19 protein-coding genes are annotated in these 19,820 nt (G+C 37.0%); 3 read left to right on the top strand and 16 right to left on the bottom strand.

The window, feature by feature from the left end; genetic code table 11:
- The first annotated feature begins 6 nt into the window (after nucleotides 1-6).
- Nucleotides 7-936, top strand: a complete 930-nt coding sequence (locus tag MUB24_RS13680; RefSeq protein WP_244704989.1) for a glycosyltransferase family protein — start codon at nucleotides 7-9, stop codon at nucleotides 934-936.
- A 90-nt stretch (nucleotides 937-1,026) separates the two neighbouring features.
- On the opposite strand, the gene MUB24_RS13675 is transcribed toward MUB24_RS13680, so the two are convergent.
- Nucleotides 1,027-2,118, bottom strand: coding sequence for a glycosyltransferase (locus tag MUB24_RS13675; protein ID WP_244704987.1), 1,092 nt, complete (start codon nucleotides 2,116-2,118; stop codon nucleotides 1,027-1,029).
- 458 nt (nucleotides 2,119-2,576) lie between these two features.
- Here MUB24_RS13675 and MUB24_RS13670 point away from each other — a divergent pair, with 458 nt between their 5' ends.
- The gene (locus MUB24_RS13670; protein WP_244704985.1) at nucleotides 2,577-2,990 is read left to right on the top strand and encodes a carboxymuconolactone decarboxylase family protein; all 414 of its coding nucleotides are present in this window, start codon (nucleotides 2,577-2,579) and stop codon (nucleotides 2,988-2,990) included.
- Here MUB24_RS13670 and MUB24_RS13665 read toward each other — a convergent pair.
- From MUB24_RS13665 to MUB24_RS13610, 14 genes are all read right to left on the bottom strand, one after another.
- Nucleotides 2,918-3,217 carry a GIY-YIG nuclease family protein gene (locus tag MUB24_RS13665; RefSeq protein WP_244705020.1) on the bottom strand — a complete coding sequence of 100 codons (300 nt, stop codon included), beginning with the start codon at nucleotides 3,215-3,217 and terminating at the stop codon, nucleotides 2,918-2,920. The two genes, MUB24_RS13670 and MUB24_RS13665, sit on opposite strands and share 73 nt — an antisense overlap.
- 330 nt (nucleotides 3,218-3,547) lie before the next feature.
- The gene (locus tag MUB24_RS13660) at nucleotides 3,548-6,136 is read right to left on the bottom strand and encodes an FtsX-like permease family protein (RefSeq protein ID WP_244704983.1); all 2,589 of its coding nucleotides are present in this window, start codon (nucleotides 6,134-6,136) and stop codon (nucleotides 3,548-3,550) included.
- Between the two features lie 445 nt (nucleotides 6,137-6,581).
- The gene (locus MUB24_RS13655; RefSeq protein ID WP_244704981.1) at nucleotides 6,582-7,340 is read right to left on the bottom strand and encodes an ABC transporter ATP-binding protein; all 759 of its coding nucleotides are present in this window, start codon (nucleotides 7,338-7,340) and stop codon (nucleotides 6,582-6,584) included.
- Between the two features lie 64 nt (nucleotides 7,341-7,404).
- Entirely contained in the window at nucleotides 7,405-9,201 is a 1,797-nt protein-coding gene (locus tag MUB24_RS13650; protein WP_244704979.1) for an FtsX-like permease family protein, read from the bottom strand.
- Nucleotides 9,177-9,977, bottom strand: a complete 801-nt coding sequence (locus MUB24_RS13645; RefSeq protein WP_244704977.1) for an ABC transporter permease — start codon at nucleotides 9,975-9,977, stop codon at nucleotides 9,177-9,179. Before MUB24_RS13645 ends, MUB24_RS13650 begins: the two co-directional genes overlap by 25 nt.
- Entirely contained in the window at nucleotides 9,970-11,793 is a 1,824-nt protein-coding gene (locus MUB24_RS13640; RefSeq protein WP_244704975.1) for an ABC transporter ATP-binding protein, read from the bottom strand. Before MUB24_RS13640 ends, MUB24_RS13645 begins: the two co-directional genes overlap by 8 nt.
- 39 nt (nucleotides 11,794-11,832) lie before the next feature.
- Nucleotides 11,833-12,348, bottom strand: coding sequence for a TlpA family protein disulfide reductase (locus MUB24_RS13635; protein WP_244704973.1), 516 nt, complete (start codon nucleotides 12,346-12,348; stop codon nucleotides 11,833-11,835).
- Nucleotides 12,349-12,353: 5 nt separating this feature from the next.
- Nucleotides 12,354-12,863, bottom strand: a complete 510-nt coding sequence (locus tag MUB24_RS23685; RefSeq protein WP_396426760.1) for a MauE/DoxX family redox-associated membrane protein — start codon at nucleotides 12,861-12,863, stop codon at nucleotides 12,354-12,356.
- 1 nt (nucleotide 12,864) lies between these two features.
- Nucleotides 12,865-13,281: a MauE/DoxX family redox-associated membrane protein gene (locus MUB24_RS23680; protein ID WP_396426759.1), complete on the bottom strand. Its 417-nt coding sequence runs from the start codon at nucleotides 13,279-13,281 to the stop codon at nucleotides 12,865-12,867.
- A gap of 2 nt (nucleotides 13,282-13,283) precedes the next feature.
- Nucleotides 13,284-13,625: a hypothetical protein gene (locus MUB24_RS13630; RefSeq protein ID WP_244704971.1), complete on the bottom strand. Its 342-nt coding sequence runs from the start codon at nucleotides 13,623-13,625 to the stop codon at nucleotides 13,284-13,286.
- A gap of 168 nt (nucleotides 13,626-13,793) precedes the next feature.
- Nucleotides 13,794-14,027, bottom strand: a complete 234-nt coding sequence (locus MUB24_RS13625) for a hypothetical protein (RefSeq protein WP_244704969.1) — start codon at nucleotides 14,025-14,027, stop codon at nucleotides 13,794-13,796.
- Nucleotides 14,028-14,070: 43 nt separating this feature from the next.
- Nucleotides 14,071-15,858, bottom strand: coding sequence for an asparagine synthase-related protein (locus MUB24_RS13620; RefSeq protein ID WP_244704967.1), 1,788 nt, complete (start codon nucleotides 15,856-15,858; stop codon nucleotides 14,071-14,073).
- Nucleotides 15,855-16,280 (bottom strand): lasso peptide biosynthesis B2 protein, encoded by a 426-nt coding sequence (locus MUB24_RS13615; RefSeq protein WP_244704965.1) that lies wholly within the window; start codon nucleotides 16,278-16,280, stop codon nucleotides 15,855-15,857. The genes MUB24_RS13620 and MUB24_RS13615 overlap by 4 nt, the downstream gene beginning before the upstream one ends.
- A complete protein-coding gene (locus MUB24_RS13610; RefSeq protein ID WP_244704963.1) occupies nucleotides 16,273-16,536 on the bottom strand; it encodes a PqqD family protein in 264 nt (87 codons plus the stop codon). The genes MUB24_RS13615 and MUB24_RS13610 overlap by 8 nt, the downstream gene beginning before the upstream one ends.
- Nucleotides 16,537-16,944: 408 nt before the next feature.
- Here MUB24_RS13610 and MUB24_RS13605 point away from each other — a divergent pair, with 408 nt between their 5' ends.
- Complete coding sequence (locus MUB24_RS13605; protein WP_244704962.1) at nucleotides 16,945-17,478, top strand: RNA polymerase sigma factor; 534 nt, start codon at nucleotides 16,945-16,947, stop codon at nucleotides 17,476-17,478.
- A gap of 479 nt (nucleotides 17,479-17,957) precedes the next feature.
- On the opposite strand, the gene MUB24_RS13600 is transcribed toward MUB24_RS13605, so the two are convergent.
- Complete coding sequence (locus MUB24_RS13600) at nucleotides 17,958-19,664, bottom strand: ABC-ATPase domain-containing protein (RefSeq protein WP_244704960.1); 1,707 nt, start codon at nucleotides 19,662-19,664, stop codon at nucleotides 17,958-17,960.
- Between the last annotated feature and the right edge of the window lie 156 nt (nucleotides 19,665-19,820).

Genomic DNA, 19,820 nt, shown 5'->3' with positions numbered 1-19,820 from the left:
GTAGCAATGAGTAAATTAAAGATATTATTTGTAACGCGCAATGATCGGCAATATACAGTACCTGCTTCTTATTATTTTATTCAGGAGCTTAGTAAGCTGGCCGATTTGTATGTATCACATAGGTCTTGTGATATTAATGAGATCGTAGCAAGCTTAGAGGAGAAACCAGATTTTATCTATATCAATGATTATTTCGAAAATGGTTCTCCGATTATCAAGGGATTAAAAGATGTAAAAATCCCCCTTGCCGTAGGCCTTCATGATCTCCATTATCAAAAGCCATATCGAAAAGCGATGCTTGAAAAGGAAGAGATCAAACATATTTTTACTTATTATCGCGATAAATTTCTGCAATGGTACCCCGAATTCTCTGCACAGATGTACTGGCTTCCACACCATGCACACACAGAACTTTATCATGATTACCAACTTGATAAAAACATCGATTTATTGATGACAGGCTCTTTACTAGAAGACTACTATCCATTAAGAGTACTGATGCAGAAACGATTATCAAAGCGGGCAGAATTCACCTATCTCCCCCATCCTGGCTATCGTCATATAAAAGAACAGGAAAAGAATACGTATGTAGGTGCCCGTTATGCAAAGGTATTAAACCAAGCCAAAATCAGCCTCACCTGTGACTCTGTTTTCAAGTATCCTTTAATGAAATACTTTGAAATCACTGCTTGTAATTCATTACTTCTAGCCCCTTACTCGAAAGAATTAGGCGATTTGGGCTTTGTTCCTGGTGTGCATTTTGTATCAATTGATGAACAGAATTTTGAGGAGAAGGCTTATTATTATTTGGAACATGAAGAAGAAAGACAAACCATTGCACAAAATGGCATGCAATTGTCACAAAAGCGCCATTCCACCAAACAACGAGCACAGGATTTCATAAAGAAAGTTGAAACCATTTTAACAGACAGTTAGCTACCTAAAGGCAGATAAACGGTAAACGTAGCAAACTATCGATTCTTTTTGAAACGGGCCCTTTTCTACAACAGAGAAAAGGGCCTAATCTTACTGTTTATTCTTCGCATACTCTTTGAAAAATCTCTCATTATATTGTACCTGGGTATCATTTGGCCGATATTGCTTTGCCTTACTATTATGTTCAATTGCTCGGTCTTGGTCACCAATTTGCCAATAGCATACACATAACTGTAAGTGAGGATACCAAGTGGCATAACTCTCCTGATAAAAACCCTGGCTATCACTAACGTCTACCTCTATGGCTAATCGATACCAAATAATCGCTTTTTCAAACATATTCTTCTCCTTATATAGATCGCCAATTCGACAGGACACTTCTGGTCGTGGAACATCGTAGATAATAGACATTACCAATGCTTCAATCTCTTTCTCCAGATTCCCTAGGCTTCTATAGCAAGAAGCCATATTAATGCAAGCTCGAATTTCATCCTCTACCCACCCCTTTTTGGTAGCAAGGAACTCTCGATAATAAATGGCAGCCTTTTGGAATTGGCGATGATCCTTTAATTCATTGGCATAGTAAAACAAGTCACGTGGACTAAATTCCTCTCCTTGCTTTAAACGCTTTTCATATATTTTCAGGTTGCGATCTTTCGGCACAGATTCTATTGATTTATCTGCTTTTCGATGTCTGATCGCAACATCGGATGAAATAATATTTCCATATACTTCCAAATATTCATGAACAGGACCAATCCATTGAAAATTCCTTGATCGTTTGACTAGCCTATTCCTTCGATAACTGAATGTTGGATTATCAAATTCATCAAAGGCAATTTGATAGACCATCGAAACAGCATCCACTGATTCGTCCAAATTTTCTATTACTTGTCTTAATTTCTGTTGATTTTCCTCTGTCAATATATCGTCTGCATCAAGCCAGAGAATATAATCACCATGTGCTTGACTAAACGCAAAATTTCTTGCCGCTGAAAAGTCATCCACCCATTTAAAATCAATGACCTGCTCTGTGAATTCCTTAGCAATTTCCTTTGTATGATCTGTAGAACCTGTATCGACAATAATAACTTCATCACAAATAGGCGCTACACTTTTTAAACACTGGCGCAACACCTCTTCTTCATTTTTTACAATCATACACAAACTAACCTTAACCATACATGTACACCACCAATAATAAGATATAGTAATATATGATCAGAATGGTTATTGTGAACCTTATACTGGACTCAAAAATGGAAAAATAAAAAATGAGAAGATCAGCCATGTATTTGAACTGGTCTTCTCATTATCGTTTTCAAAAAGATGGAACTGTCGATTGTTTCATGCTTAAGAATAACTCAATCTTCTAAAATAAAAAAATCTCTTCCTAAATTCTACATGTATCTGTATATTAACACACTTTATCAACGCTCATTTGACAAAAGCGAAAGATAGGACTATGTTTAAAGACAATAATAATCACCGATTAATATTATCGACAACTGTTATTATCTTTAATCGTTTATCCAAAAGCTACATACGACCATAGAGCTTTAATATCCATGTTTAATACGGCTGTTGCATGAACTGAAAAATATGAATATGCACAGACATTAACCTGGGAGGAAAGGAATATGACACAACGAATGAATTATTTTGAACTTGCACCCGATGCGGTGAAGATCATGAGAGAGATGGAAAAGTATACGAAAAAAAGCAGCATTAAGAGAAATTTACAGGAGCTAATAAAGATCCGAGCTTCACAATTAAATGGTTGTGCATTTTGTCTCAATATGCACACGGCTGATGCAAGGAAAATCGGAGAAACGGAACAACGTTTATATTGTGTTAGTGCGTGGGAAGAATGCACTTTCTATTCAGAGGAAGAAAAAGTAGCTTTAGAATTAACGGAACATATTACACTCATTGCAGAAAAGCGTGTTCCAGATGATTTATATGCGCGTGTTCGCAACTATTATTCCGAAAAAGAATATTTGGACCTAATCGTGCTCATTAACCAAATCAACAGCTGGAATCGGCTCCTCTGAAAAAGTTCACATTCTCCTTCATCACCAGGGTAGATTTGAACACCTTCTATCTGTAAATAAGGTCGCAAGTAATCTATATGCCAGCGTTTCTTTTTTTCCATCTGGATATGCCTATTTACTCTTGCTTGAATATTTCGCTTTGCACTTCCCACATATATATAATAGCCTTTAGAAAAATGAAAACCACCCAATTTTCCGATTGTAACCGCCTCTTCATCCTTTGGCATAAATGCTTTTATCGCATAAAGGGTATCAGATTCTTCGATTGAGTAATCCATAGCTTTTATCGCTATTCACCTCTATATAAATTGTTCCGATGATACACATTCATAATTATAGCAATGTGTATTCCCTTTTACACAGCTATATCATTCTAGTTTTCCCTCAAGCTGCTTGATATCTTCTCTTGGTGGTAGGCCAAACATACGAGTATAATTGCTGCTCCTGTAGTTTTAACTGCTTTTGAAAGAGATTGCTAATTTCCAAGAAAGACATGGCATGTAAAAACCGCCCTCTGTTATACGCGCTTTAAATGGGGTTTAAACAAGTAGGGTGATTCATCCACTAGTCTTGAAAACATCCATTATTTTCATTCTGGCTATTTTGCCCGCCATCGGTAATGTTGCCATCATGGTCAATATAAATATGACAAGATAGAGAATTCCCACCCCGCCCAAAGGAATATACGTAAATATTATTCTAAAATAACTATCCATATTGTAGACTGAAAAAAGTAGTATAGTTGCAGACGCGCTACCCATCATGATGGATAGGATAGCCAAGACAACTCCCTGCCAGGCTACCATTTTCATCATTTGAAAAGGCGTTAAAAAAACGGAACGCAATACGGCATAGTCCCGTCTTCTCGCATGGATTCCCGCATTGATTGCATTCATTACGCCTCCCGTGCCACAGATAATAATAATCACCGTCACTCCCAAGAGCAGCATCAGGATTTGTTGACGTAAAGTATCTATACTACTAATCGCTTCCGTTATATGGCCCCATCTCATTTCTGGGTATTCCCGTTGCAAAAGATTTAGGTCCTGCTTCATCTGCTCCTCGTAACCATCCTTAACTTCGACATACATTTCCCATAAACTTAAGGGTTGGACAGCTGGATGGCTTTCATCTATAAATAATGCGTTTGCATGTTGAGGTAGCGCGTCCATCTTATCGGTAATATCAACAATGACAACTGAAGTGGGCTGATCATCGACAATGATAGAGACCATATCTCCCATCTCTATTCCCAGTTCATCTGCAACTTTTTTGGGCAAAACACCGACATCCTCTAATGCATTATCTGGCAATGAAGCTAAATGCCATTCAACCAAGCTCCTTAAATCCGTCACAACATAGTGTAGCAAAGCTTGCTCCGCATCTGTCGAACCATCAAGGTTGTTGTTTCCATTCATCTTTGCAAATTGCGTTACCGGCAGTGGCAAGACATTCTCCACCCCCTCTAGTTCTTCTATTTCACGCTTTAAATACCACGGCATTTCAGGGGCAGAGGTAAGATAGAATTCCTGTTGTGCGTTAACAAAAAAATCTGCGTTCAAATATTCTGCCTTGTCCACTGAAGCGGAACGCCCAGTAGAAAGAAACACAGTTGCAACAGGAACACACACCATGATCACAAGCGCCATTAATATGACCGTTGATAGCTGTGATTTTTCCACCATTAGCCTTTGAGCTGATAACTTTAGTGAACGGCTTGCCACCCAATCCGGCAATAGGGTTATGAATCGCAAGAAGGCCATTCCCACCCAAACCGTCCTACTTAATAAAGCCATACACAGGAATAGGCCGCCAAGCATACTGGACAATGCTTTCATATTGATTAGCGGAATACTACTAGTGTCTTCCGGTATAAGATAGTTAACCAGCCATAACAATAATCCGGCAATGGTAAAAATCACCCACCATACTGCTTTGCCACTTCCCTCATCTGTACTATCCATTGATTCTCGAAAGCTCTGTACGGGATCGGTATCGATCACCTTTCTGACTGCGCCAAGGGAAGCCAACAATATAGCAAGCCAGGATACAAATGCGGTGACCGCCATCCCTATACCGCCGGAAGAATGAGCTTCGGTAACTAAATTCAGATGCAACAATCTAGAAACCCATATGATCCCATGTCCACTAAATCCCCAAGCCAAAATAAAGCCCAAGAATGAACCGACCGCACCGATCAAAGCCCATTCATAGATGACCATTTTCATGAGTTGTCGCGTACTTCCCCCGACCGCACGAATGACAGCCAATTCTTTCAGACGCTCCCGGTATGTTGTTTGCATCAAATTATATACCAATAAGACACTTGCTATGAAAGCAATGATGCTCAGTATATATCCATAAACACGAAAAAAGGCGTATTGTTCCTCTTCTTCCACCAGTCCATTTAACGCATCTACACGTACTTCCCTTGGTAACTCTCTTTTTAAATCATCCCCTATAAAGGGAATATTGGCTTTTGGTTTCAGTTCAATCAAAATGGGATTCATCGTTTCCGGCAGCCCCATCATTTCTTGTAAAGATGCCAAATGAAAGAAGATCCAATTCTCACTAGACTCTCCTTTATTTTGAGTTGGCTGAACAACTTCAGCTACTCTCCAAATGACACTGTTCCCGTCAAGTAAATCAATTTCAATAGAATCGGATACTGCAACATTCCACTGGGCGGCCAAGCTTTCCGATAATGCCACTTCATGGTCCGACAAGTCTTGCTTGAATTTGTAATATTCCTTTGTCACTTTTTCATTGTCAACACCGACATAATGGAAAGCTGTGTCATCAATGACAGCGCTTTGATTTTCATATAGAATCCTGCCTGCCATTTTTCCTTCCAATGCTTTGCCCACCGATTGTATTTGATCAACACTATTTACTTTTTCAAGAATATCAGTATCCAAGCCGCTCCATTCATTTTCACTTGTCGGAGGAGGTGAACTGATCCTAATATCGGCTGATCCGTATTCATTCTCTAACCGCTGGTGTAAATCTTGATTGAACATGATATGTAGCTGAAACATGGAACAGAGCTGGCCGACGCCTAAAGCAATCGCCAATATCGAGAACAACATCCTGCCCTTTTTCACAAGAAGCATTTTGAGGGATAACTGCCACAACTTACTGACCAATATTTTCAACCATCCTTTCTACGAAAGAATCCTGATACCAATGAGCCTGTGAAGTAGACATGATATTCTCCCCTTCAATTTATAGGATCCTTATATCCTTGTTCAATTAGTTTCCAACCAATATGTGATCTGAAAGCTGTGATAGTTCACTTAACTAGTCTGAGTAAACGGTTGCAATTATAAGTTCTGAGTGTGGATCCAGTGTGCAGTATGTTCGTCTAAAATAACAATTGAGCAATTGGAAGAAAATAAAAGAGCCACTACAAATGGGAATGACATGAAATATGGGATATTAAGTGCAGGAGGATAGATAAAATAACCGTTTATCAATACACGAATGATGACCAATGCCCTCGGAATATGGCTTTCTGTATATATGAGCAAGCCAGCCATATTATCGATAGAGATTGGTCATCAATCTTGTTCTTATTGGTTTTTCCTGCTCTCACTTTACCGCAAGCTGATCGAGTACACACCTGAGTCGTTCCTGTTCATCCTCGAACTGGGCATGCTGACGCCATTCCTGCTCAATGCTTCCATCTTTTATATAAATAATGCGATCCGCATGTGCTGCTACAGTGGGTTCGTGCGTAACAAATAGAATCGTTTGCCCATAACTCTCCCTCATTTGCTTGAACAGCTGTAACACTTCCTCTGTCGTAGTCGAATCTAAATTCCCTGTGGGCTCATCTGCTATGAGTAGTGCGGGACGATGGATTAGAGCCCGGGCAATCGCTACTCTTTGCTGTTGCCCGCCGGAAAGCTGGCTGGGAAAATGCTTCCGCCGCTCATATAGACCAACAAACTCTAGTAATTGTTTTGTCCGTTGCAAAATTTCTTGCTTTTTCAAACCAGCAAGAACAAGGGGAAGGGAAACATTATCCCATGCCGTAATCCCATGTAACAAATTAAAGGACTGAAAAATAAACCCCATTTTTTCTCTGCGAAATCGAGTGGAGTGTGGTTCGTTGAATAGTAAGTGGTTAACATTTTTGCCTTCAAAATAGATATCCCCTTTGGAAGAGCGTTCCATCCCTCCTAAGATATGCATTAGTGTCGATTTACCAGATCCACTCGGACCCATGATGGCGACAAACTCCCCTTTTTCAACTTGGAAATCGACGGAATGCAACGCCACAACACGATTCCCCCCTAGCTCAAACGTTTTGGAAAGATTACTAATTTCTAAGAATGCTTCTGTCAATCTAAAAACCTCCCTGCCTCATAACTTCATAGTGCAACCCCATACTGTAATGGCACAAAACGTGCTAATCAGCTGTTTTAAATACATCCATAATATGCATTCGCGTTATTTTTCCTGCCGTAGGTATTGTTGATAGCACGGACAATCCAATCAGTATGAGATATAACACACCCACGTTTCCAAGAGGGATATGGTCAAAGATACCATGAAATCCACTTGAACTATTGTATATTGAAAAGAGTAGAATAGTTGCCGTTATTGTACCGATGAATAAAGATAGAACAGCCAAGATACCCCCTTGCCATGCAATCAGCTTCATCATTTGCATAGGGGTTAAATAAATGGAACGCAAAACGGCATATTCACGTCTCCTTGCATGGATTCCCGCATTAAGTGCGTTTAATACACCACCAATACCAGCAACTATTATGATGACTGTAATTCCCTGTAGCATAGCTTGGGACTGTTGGCGTGTAGTATCAAACGTCCGAAGCGAGTCTGTCGTCTGGATCCAGACCATCTCCGGATATTCTCGTTGCAAAAGCTGAAGCTGTTGCCTCATTTGTTCGTCATAACCATCTTTCATCTCCACTAAAATTTGGTTTAAGTTACCAAGCTGAATATCAGGATGGCTTTCAGTGATTAATAATTTGTTCAGTTGGAATAGATCCATCTCGTCAATAATTTCAACTATTGTAACGGAAGTGGATTGATCATCGACTATCAATGGTAGAGAATCGCCAATTTGGATTCCTAGTTCATTGGCCATATCTTGTGGCAGAACGCCTGCATTCTCTACTAGGTCATCTGGCAATGAAACTAAATCCCATTCTGCCAATGCCTGCAAATCTGTTACACCGTAAGATATCAAATGATCCTCACCTGTAGAAGTAGCTTGGGTATCGTGATCATTTAACCTAGCAGCACGAGAACTCGGTAATGGTAGAACCTTCTCCACCCCTTCTACTTCTTCCGTTTCATGCTTTAAATACCACGGCATCCCAGGGGAGAATGAATTTTCTTGTTCTGCACTGATTAAAAAGTCCGCTTGTAAACGTTCGGCATGAGAGGCAGCCTCAGGACGATTCATCGATTGAAACAACGTGGTGACAGGAATATATACCATTATCACAAGCGCCATTAAGATCACCGGAAACAGTTGCGCTCTTTCTACCATCAACCTTTGCGCTGATAATCGAAATAAACGACTCGTCACTCTTTCCGGTAACAAAGTGACCCATCGCAATAAGGTAACACTTAGCCAAACTGCTCTACTTAATAGGGCGATGATCAATAATAGTCCACCTATCATACTGAACAACACTTTAATATCCATCTCTGTAATTCGAGTATCCGAAAGAAAGAAGCTGGCCATCCAAAATAATAATCCGATCACTGCAGAAATGATCCACCATATACTTTTACCACTATGTGCAACCTCCCTATCCAACGATTCGCGAAAACTTTGTACAGGCTCTGTATAACGAACCTTCCTGACAATTCCAAGGGAAGCTAGTAGTACAACCATCCAAGCTCCAAAAGCAATGATTCCCATTCCTATGCCACCACTTCTTGATCGCTCTTCAACGATAAGCTCTAAATCTAATAACCTAGAAGCCCATACCACTCCTTGGCCACTCAACAACCAAGCGAAGACAAAACCGACTAATGAACCAATCGCTCCGATAATCGCCCACTCGTAAATGACCATTTTCATCAGTTGCTCAGGACTCCCACCAACTGCACGAATAACGGCCAGCTCTTTTAAACGTTCTCGGTATGTGGTTTGCATCATACCGTAAACCAATATCATACTGGCGATAAAGGCAATGACGCTTATGATATAGCCAAACCCCCCCAAAAAAGGTATTGATCTCCTTCTTCCTCCCATCCTTGGAGGGCATCTACACGAACTTCGGCTGGCAACTGACCTTTCAACTCACTACCTCTCATGGCCACATTAGCTCCAGTTTCCAACTCAATCAACACAGGATTGACCGTTTCTGATAGTCCCAATACTTCTTGTAATGATGGTAAATGAAAGAATATCCAATCATCATCTATAGCTTTCTCAGTTCTGTTCGTTGGCTGTACGACCTCAGCCACTTTCCAAGTGACATTTCCCCCGCTAAGTAAGTCGATTGTGATGGAATCAGATACCTTTACATTCCAATGATCAGCCAAGCTTTGGGATATGGCCACTTCATAGTCTGACAGGTCTTGTTCAAATTTGTAATACTCCTTTGTGAGCTTTGCATTGTCAACACCAACATAATGAAACTCTGTATCCTCTATTATAGCGCTTTGATTTTGATATAGAATACTGCTCGCCATTTTCCCTTCTAATGCTAGACCGACTGAATGAATTTGCTCAAAGCGATTGATCTCCTTCAGTATGGAAGTATCTAAACCACTCCATTCATCTCCAACTGCAGGAGGAGGTGAACTAATCCTAATATCTGCAGAACCATATTTATTTTCGAATCGTTCTTGCAAATCTCGATTAAACATCATATGTAACTGGAATATGGAACATAATAACCCAACACTTAAAACAATTGCCAAAATCGAGAAAAATGTTCTTCCTTTTTTGACTAGCAACATTTTGAGGGATAATTGCCATAGTTTACTAACCACTATATTCTACATCCCCTTCCGCAAAGGAATTCTGATACCAATGAGCCTGTGAAGTGAACATCTTATAATATTTTCCCTTGATATCCATTAATTGCTGATGCGTTCCTTGTTCAATCAATCTCCCCTTACTTAACACTAATATTTGATCAGCAAGCTGTGCAGGACCTAGGCAGTGTGAAATGGTCACTGTCGTTTTCCCTTTAGATAGTTCATGAAAACGATTAAAAATATCAAGTTCTGATTGTGGATCTAGTGAAGCAGTCGGCTCATCTAAAATAACAATCTCTGCTTCGCGCATTAAAGCACGCGCAATTGCAATCCGTTGCCATTGCCCTCCAGATAGCTCCTGACCTCTATTAAACTCTGAGCCTAACGGAGAGTCTAATCCATCCTTCATAGTTGTTACAAATTGATCAAGACCAGCCATTTCCAAACATTTCATGATCTTATTATCATTATCAATATCAGAAATGTTTCCCATCGCTACATTATCTCTTAGTGGATATTGATATTGCATATAATCTTGAAACACGGCAGTTAGTTGTTTTCTAAGGTATGACTCATCTATAGTATTAATGTCAGTGTCATCAAATAAAATACTTCCTGTTTTTACTTTGTATAGCGCTAACAAACAATTTACTAATGTTGTTTTTCCAGAGCCATTTTCACCAACAATGGCAATGCTATCTCCCCGGTTTATTTCGAATGATACATTATCTAGCACCTTTTTTTCTTGATTCTCATAACTAAAAGATATATTTTTAATATGAATTTTTGAAAAGTTGATTTTTGCGCTTGAATTTACATTAAGAGAGTGTGGGATATCCTCTGATAAAAAACTCTTTACATTATTTATATACAGTGTCTTTTCAAAAATGCCTGCAACAGATTGTGCTATTGTACCAAACTGTGTTTGAATTGTTAGAGCAGCCCCAGATAAAGCAACATAATCTCCTACTGTCAGCACCCCAGAATCGACTTGCCAAACCAAAATGACCGCAATTACCAAAGTTGCCAAGGATAATATAATATGAGAACTCACACTGACCTTACCCTCGTATACAGTATGACTTAGATTGACTTTTCGCAATTTATAATGTATTTTCTCCCAGCGTTCCAGTAGAAAAGTCCCTAACTGGAAAATACGGATTTCCTTAGCCGCATCTTTCCTACTTAAAAGACGAAATGTATATTCCATTTTTCGAGCAAGTGATGTGTTTTCCACTGTTTCCTTATATCTCCTATTTTTTAAAAAAATCAATAGAATTATACCGGGAAAACCAGCTGTAATTAAAATAATAGGTAGAGTCCAATGTGCATATACTAGAATTATTATGACAGAAGTGATGGAAATTATATTTTTTATTAGATCGATAATGTCTTGTAATAGATTAGCAACATTATAGGTTAGTGACTGCACGGCCATTTTTATACGATCATAGAGTATTGAATTATCAAAGTAGTCCAAAGATAAATTAATACATTTTTCTCCTACTAAGCGCTTTGTTCTAAATGTTAGGTCAGTATTTACAACTGAATTCACATAATTACTAAAAACCATTCCAATCGTTTCACCTATTTTTAATATGTGAGTTAAAGCCAATAATAATACTACACTAATAAGTAATCTTTTATCGCCACCCAATATCGTTATACTATCAATTATAGTCTTTTGTAACCATATATGTATGGCAGGAAATACCGATGTGACTAGTGCGATCAACAACCATGACATAACTAAATAAGGATGATCTTTCCATATCATGAGCGTGGATTCTTTAGAATGCTCCCACACCTTTTCAATGTTTGTTTTCATATATACACTTCCAGTATATTAAATAAAAAAGAGAAAAATTTACGCACTTTTAGCTTGACTAAACCAAGTAGCTATATCCCTTGGATGTAATTTCCCATTATTCATAATAACACCTTGCCGATTAATAACTAAAATAAATGGGTAGGTAGATATATTCAATCTTCTTCTCACTTCGTGCATAGATACTAAATAGGCATCTAGTTTTATATTATTGGAATTAATGTAGTGATGTACCTCTTGTTGTTGATTTCCAAAAAAGAGAAGGCCTATTGATACTGAATAATTTTGTGCTTGTTCTTCAAGAAGTGGTATTATTTTTTTACAATGTTTACAATTAGGACTTACAACACATATAATATTATAATGATTGTCCTGAATAATATGCGGAAGACGAACTGATTTGTTATCCATTGTCTCTAGTTTCACTGAAGGTACAACGGTCCCAGCTGTTACTCCCTCATTTACTGTACCCCTATGCATACCTAAGGAATATAAAAGAATTGATTGTATAATAACAACAATTAAAATCACCAACACCACAACTTCCAGCAACAAGTGAATCACCCTCTAGGTTTATATAATTTAGTTAATATGCTAGCAAAGAACAGGCTTATAATAGATAAACTGAGTAATAATAGGGAAATATAATTGAAATCAGTAAATGGAATATTGATTTTCGGAGTAAGAATGATAACTACTATAAAAAGTACTAAGATGAGACTATTAAAAATACCATCCTTACCAATTTTACCAGGTAAAATTGAACCATAACAATTGCATGTAATTTCAAGGTCAGTGAATACTGACAAGATATTTACTAATAAGAAGCAAATAAAAAGTAGAAGTGATGCCCATACAATCCAATTTGTTTCAAATATAATTAGGAGCAAACCTAGTAAAATTTCAATAAATGGAAGACAGATGCCAATTGTATACGATAGTTTCTTAGGTGAGGGAATTATTGTGGAAACGACTCTCGCAAATCCACTGATATCATTTAATTTCCCTATCCCTGCGATTATTAGATTTAATCCTACTACGTAAGTCATAATCAGGTTTAAATATTCCATACTACTTGCCCCATTCATAAATTAGTATAGTGAGCAATATAACCACTAGTTTTGTATTAAATAATATATGCTTCATAGTTATTTTTTTCGGAGTATTTATTTCAAAGCAACCACACCCTCGTTCTAAGGTTCTTCCAAAATTCTTTATAAGCAGTATTAAGAATAATGTTTGCATTATGATACCAATTATGGCTCCAAATGGACGAAGAAAAGGCACCACTATCCATAGCCCAATACATAATTCAAAGACAATTATGATCGGAGTAATGGTTCTCAACATAAATTTCGGGAAAATATTATACTGTTCAATTACTACCATAAAACCATATGGATTTTTAAGCTTTACTAGACTACTTTTCAAAAAAATCAAACATATATACATGCATAGTATTAAAATAATAATAAACACATTAATCATTCCTACGAATTTATTCCTGCCTCATGTAATACTTTTTGGATGTTAGAAATAGGTAAGGAAAATTGAGATACTGTTAATCCCGCTTGCATTACAATCAAGCAAGGAAGTCTATTTACATTTAATTCAAATAAAAAGTTACGATCTTTGGCAAGGGCATCTGAATAGTCTATTGTATAATACTTACAATTTGCATTAGATAAATAGCTTAAGATATTTTTACATTCAGAATAACGCTCAGGACTTAATGTCAAATCAACCAAAAGTATAACGCCAGTAAAAGTATTTAATCCTTTGCCCCTTATTGTTTTTACTGACGTTACACCATTATCAAGATCCATAAACATTCCGATTTTCCTGTATAAATACATGAACAGCACTATTTGCAATAAAACTGAAGTCAATATTAATATCACATTAATTAGCCCCATTGTCCTTTTTTATTCAAATCTAGAATTAATAAGTAAAAATGTGTGCCTAAGTTTAAATTTATTCCTTACGAGAATTTCACTTTATTAACATCTTTGGCCATTACCGGCCTCTTGACATGGGAATGTAGGTTCTTTATCAAAACAGTCAGTTTTTACCCAAATGCAATACCCATCTTCATCACAATCCAGAACATTATATCTACCTATAGACCCAGTTCTGTTGAAAAATACGCCTTCGGTACCCCATCCACACGCCCCTTTGACTAAATCCTTCGACAATCCGTATTCTACTAAACTTGGTGATTGATATGCTTCCATAAAAAGTCCTCCCTCTATAATATTTAGACTTAGGCACACATGTTTAACTTACTAACCTCTCTAATTTATACAGCCATATCTCTAAGGATAATAATACATAAATGTCATCTCTTACTAGCTTACCTTGTTTCCAATTGTTCATTAGGTTCTTCCATTCGCTCCGAGTAATTAGTCCAAATTCAGCAATTCGACATTTTTCTATTACCTGATATAAGATGGGCCAGTTTTCATTAAGACCTTTATATATTGTAGAAATCGAACCGATTTTATTTAAATTCCACAAGACTTTCTCTGGTAATTTACCTTCCATAGCTTGTCGTAATATTCTTTTATAAATTCCGCCTTGCCATCTGATATTACCAGGAGTGCTATATATAAACTCTATAAACCTTTTATCAAGAAATGGAGTCTGTACAGCAATACCGTATTTTCGGGCCACAATACGATCACAATATAAATGAGCGGTAATTCCTGAAAGTTGCTTAATGAATTCCTTTTGAGAGAATAAGCGAGCATATCTCACATCTTTATTAAAGTTGTCACGCATAGGTCTGAGCAATTGTTTTTGATCATAACCTCTGTTCAAATTAGGTACTATCCCAAAAAACCATAATACCCGTAAAAATGACTCTTGGGTTCTGTAAGAATATTGATAAGCGTTTTTTACTGAGTTAATAATCTTCCCTCTTTTTAATTGATCTGCGATAACTAGTTCAGTGCCATCCAACACATGATCTCCACCAAATCCAGTAAAAAGATTTTTTGCTTTGACAATATGACTCGTGTTCCAAAGCATTTTATCTAATATTGCATGCGTAAACGAGTTTACATGAGGCTCAAAGCTCCACGAAGATTGATCAGAAAAATCTCTCAGAAAAATTTCATTATCACAGTTTTGAAAAACACCTTGAGTTGAATACATTTGAAGAATAGGCTCTATATATTCTCTTTCATCTGATTCTCTATGTTCATCATAAACACTACTTATTGGTGTTATTTCACAGCTTTCGAATTGTTTTGCTAAAGCGAATATTGTAGGTGAATCTAGCCCTCCACTCATCCAAACTGCATTTTTATCTTCTGATGTCATTCTACTGCGTACAGCTTCCCCCATAATTTCAAGAAAATGCTCCTCATACTGTTCCATTTTTTTATATTTAATTTCTTTTTTGTTCTCTATAATGTTCCAGTAATTTGTGACGTTGACTTTTTTATCATTCATCATCAACCAAGATGCACTTGGAAGCCTAAATACATTTTTGTAAGGTGTGCTCGTTGTATCTACACAGCCATCAGATACATAATACTCATTAAAGTAATTATTATTTAAATTTGAAAGGTCAATTTTATTTCCTATAACATGCAAATCACTCGCAATATATACGACATCATTTTCTTTTAACCAAAAAAGTGTTTTGGTCCCCAATTGGTCCCTTGCACAAAACAATTCAAGATTATCTTGGTCCCACAGTACAAATGAAAATTCCCCTATTATTTGTTCAATGAAACTTTCCCCTAAATTTTTATAAAGATATAGGAATATGGCTTCATCACATTCGGTATATTTCTCAGCAATGCTATATCTGTTAATAATATCTTTTCGATTATCTATGCGGATATCTCCCACTATGTAATAATTATCAACTTGGATTATACGTGTATTTGTGTATAAGTCTGAAACACTACTGATAAAAAAAGCTGAATTGTTATTAATTATTTCATCGTGTTCCACACTTGCATTACACGAAGTCTCTAGACTTCTATATCGATGCAGTTCATCTAAATTTAGCGACTGTTCCTTTAAATCAATAATACCCAAAAACCATTTCATTGAGGAATCCCCCCCTTCGAAGTTAGAATTATCATAAAATCCTTTATAGCATCTTCTGGTTCAGTTAAGCTCATCCCGTTTAACTCTATCCATGCATGAGACTCAAATGGATGCTTTTTTACTCCAACAACCATATCTACCTCGATATCAGCTACACGCCTAATATACTTATAACTCAGCAATGAGCGTTGTATACATTCTGCTTCTAAGGGATAAAATCTGCATACTGTATTAATCAACTTGACTACTTGGTTTATGACTTGAAGGCTAGTTTCATCAACTGTTTTTTTGTTTTCTAAAGAATATTTAGTGGTATATTTATCAAATATGTACTCAAATCCATGCTTTTTTAATAAATAATCCACGTGAAGCAATGTTAGATAAATCGACATAAACAGGAACGTACGCTTTATTTTACTCATCTACTATCACCAACTCATGCTTACTTAGTTCAATTAATAATTCTCTTATATCTTTTTCTGCTACTTCACGAGATACATTATATGTTTGCACAATATTATCAATTATAGCTTTTTTACTATCACCTCTTTTTATCAAATCCCATACATATGTCCCCATGACGTCTAATCCAAAAAACTTACCATTCTTTGTGTTTAATAGAATATATTCTCCCTTGTCAGTTGTAGTTAAAATTGACTTAGGAATAATATATTTCATAATCCTCGCCCCTTTCTATAAACTGATTAATTTCAGCTACCAGTTACATTATATGTTATTTTTTTAAAATCAAAAGAATATTTATAATCTTTAGTAAAACAATTTGTAATAAATATTTTAAACCTATCAAGTTGGTTGGAATTCTACTAGTGGATTTAGTTTTTATTTGCAGTTAGAGCATTTAGTAATATGAACATAGTAGCAAAAACCTTTCGCAAGTCGAAATATCAAACGATCTTCACTACCTTTTCTTGTGCCTTTATATATAAAACGTCAGACAAGAGTAAAAAGTTCCCGTTTTTAGAAAAAAGGAAAGATTTTTTATGATATACTTCCTATATTGCTTGTAAAAGCCTATTACTATCTGAGGAGGAATATAAATCGTGTTTTATTTGCATGATGAGCACAATGAAAAAAAGCCGTTTTCATCAAAGTGTATTCAACTCCGCATACGGTATAACCAAGGACTATCAAATAGCTGAGGATATTGTTCAGGAAACTTTTATTAAATTAATTGAAAATCCCCCCGATATAAGGGATGAACATCTTCTTCAAAAATGGCTAAATGTAACCGCTTCAAATTTATCAGTAGATTATTTGCGCAAAATGAAACGTCAAGAAATTAACATGGAGCTTTTTTTTAACCAATGTTCTTTCCTATTCTCCACATGGCATTCTAAAGTAGAACGAGAGTTGGAAAACAAATTATTTGTAGAGCTTTTATCGGAAGCTTTAGATATTCTCCCACGGGAATGGTCTCAAATTGTATTACTTAAATATTATTATGAGATGAGCATTGAGGAGATTTCAACACTGTTAAGTGTGAAGAAGAATACAGTGAAAACTCGCTTATTAAGAGCGAAGCAGAAACTATCGAGGCATCTTTCAAAAAATGATGATATAATAGAAAGATTAACAACCTTTACTGAGAAAACTAGATAACCATAACGAATGTTATGCAGCTCAAGTTTTAGACATGACAACCTAGCCTTAACACTGACTGGAAAGAAAAGAATTAATGCGACTCTATGATTATTCCGCACTGCATTAAGTCATTAAGTACTGTTTTCCGCAAATAATTCGGTCAACCTCTTTCTATATTGGAGTAGCTACTCTTTTTTGCAACTACTCTTTTTGTGAGTAGAATTTTACATATAGCTTTCAGTTTGCTTAGGAAGATAACTTTCGGAAACCAGCACAGCGATCCATTAATTGCAGGTTATGAATAAGTTCTATAAGAGTCCATCTAATCCTTCCTTATTTCGAAAATCGAAAGATATTCTTAGTTATTGATATTTTCTTCTGCAGATCTTTAGCCGTTGAACCACCTGCATAAAATTGTCCATGCTTCCCCCACTGAATAAGAAGTCTGTTGGGGGAGCATGGATGATTTTATGATGACAAATAAATTATATATTAAATTAAGCTTTTATCCTTAATCCCCGATAGCGATTAAGAGCCGCGCAAAATTCTAGTTTTCTTGGTAGGGCCAGGTTCCCCGGATGAACAGTATAAGGCGAGATGGAATCCAGTCCAAATTGTTCGATATGCGTATAAATCCGGTCAGCAGCTTGAGAGATAGTGGTCTTTTCATCCAGTAGTTCATTTTTGAAAAAGTCCAGCATGACCGCAATACAGTTGGTTTGACTATCATCGACTAGTTGTTCTAGTCCAGACATATCGATCTGTTCCCTACCATATAAAATCGTATGTCTTCCCTTTGCTTTTACGCGATTTTCTTTCCCTGTTCGTGAAAAACTAACTTTTAAAGGGATTCTGGCGGAAATCTCACCAAAGCTATGATTCGATATATTTTCTCTTTTATAGCCATCGGTGCTTGCAATCGTCTTAGCCGCCTCTGTTACATCCTTCAACTGGTATTCATCCATCATGATAATATGATCGGCCACATCAAAATAATCCCCTGAACCACCTACGATCAGGATAGTAGAAACACCTACCCTATCAAACAACGGTTTTACTTTATTTGTAAATGGGGTGATTGGTTCTTTATCCGGGGCAATCAATTTCTGCATACGTCCATCTCGGATCATAAAATTTGTAGCGGATGTATCTTCATCAATCAACAGCAGCGAGGCTTCAGCTTCCAATGCCTCCATCACATTAGCTGCTTGAGAGGTACTTCCACTAGCATTTTCCGAAGAAAACTGTCGGGTGTTCTTTTTGCCTGGTAGATTGTTGATAAAGGGGCTAATATTCACTTTTTCAATATTTCGTCCATCTTCAGCGCGAATCTTCGCTGCGTCTTGGCGGGTAATGACCATTTCTCTGCCATCACCAGCAATGTGATGATATACACCGAGCTCCAGTGCTTGAAGCAGCGTAGATTTCCCGTGATAACCGCCGCCTACAATCAAAGTAATCCCCTTAGGAATCCCCATTCCAGTTATGGTTCGTCCACTTGGCAACGCGATTCGCATTTCAAATTTTTTCGGACTTGTAAAAGGTATACCACCTTTTAACGGCTTATCGGAAACACCGCTTTCTCGTGGTAGAATAGAGCCGTTTGCAACAAAAGCAACCAGCTTCTTTCGTTGTAATTCCTCACGGATATAGATTTGATCCAACATCAAAATCACTTGATTGATCATCGCTTCTTGATTCACATTACGATATAACAGCGATTGGTTGACAATTCGTGGAAGGATTTCCCTAAAAATCCGCGTTGCCGCTTTCCCTAAAATCCGTCTTCCACGAGCTGGCAAACCGATTTCAAGGCGAACTTCCAAGTGATCCGCTTTTATTAAAACAGAGGTGCGTTCCAATATTTCTTGGCCACAGCGATCAATCAAGATCATTCCACTCTTTCCTGTTCCTTGACCAGCTTTGTTCCATTGTTGAATTCCTTTCCAGAACGTTCTCGTCAAAAAATCAGAAACAGCAATCATTTTATGTTTTGAATCAAGCCATTCATCGGGAATTCCGGCCGTTTCTCTCTTCATCATAATGCGCATCTTAGATGGCGGTGCAAAGGGATCGACTTGAATATGATCAATCGCAAGCTGATATTGCCTATATTCGTATACTCCTTTGATTCGTTTATAAGCACTATATTTTCGTCCATCTAAGGATTCTAATAATTGCTCAAGATCTTCAGCGCTCTTCATATAAAAATCTCCTCTTTACTACTTGTCTCTTCTTTTTTGCCCCACTCATCCTACTGTATATATGTGGCAAATTATTATCCATAAAAACTTTAGATCATTTCTTCAATTGTATCAGTTTAATAAGGTCGAAACATTCGATAAGATTTTTTAAGGAAA

The sequence above is a fragment of the Lederbergia sp. NSJ-179 genome, from assembly GCF_022867885.1.
Classification (GTDB): Bacteria; Bacillota; Bacilli; order Bacillales; family Bacillaceae_C; genus Lederbergia.
The sequence above is the reverse complement of the archived record's forward strand: the minus strand, read 5'-3'. Positions and strand labels throughout refer to the sequence as shown.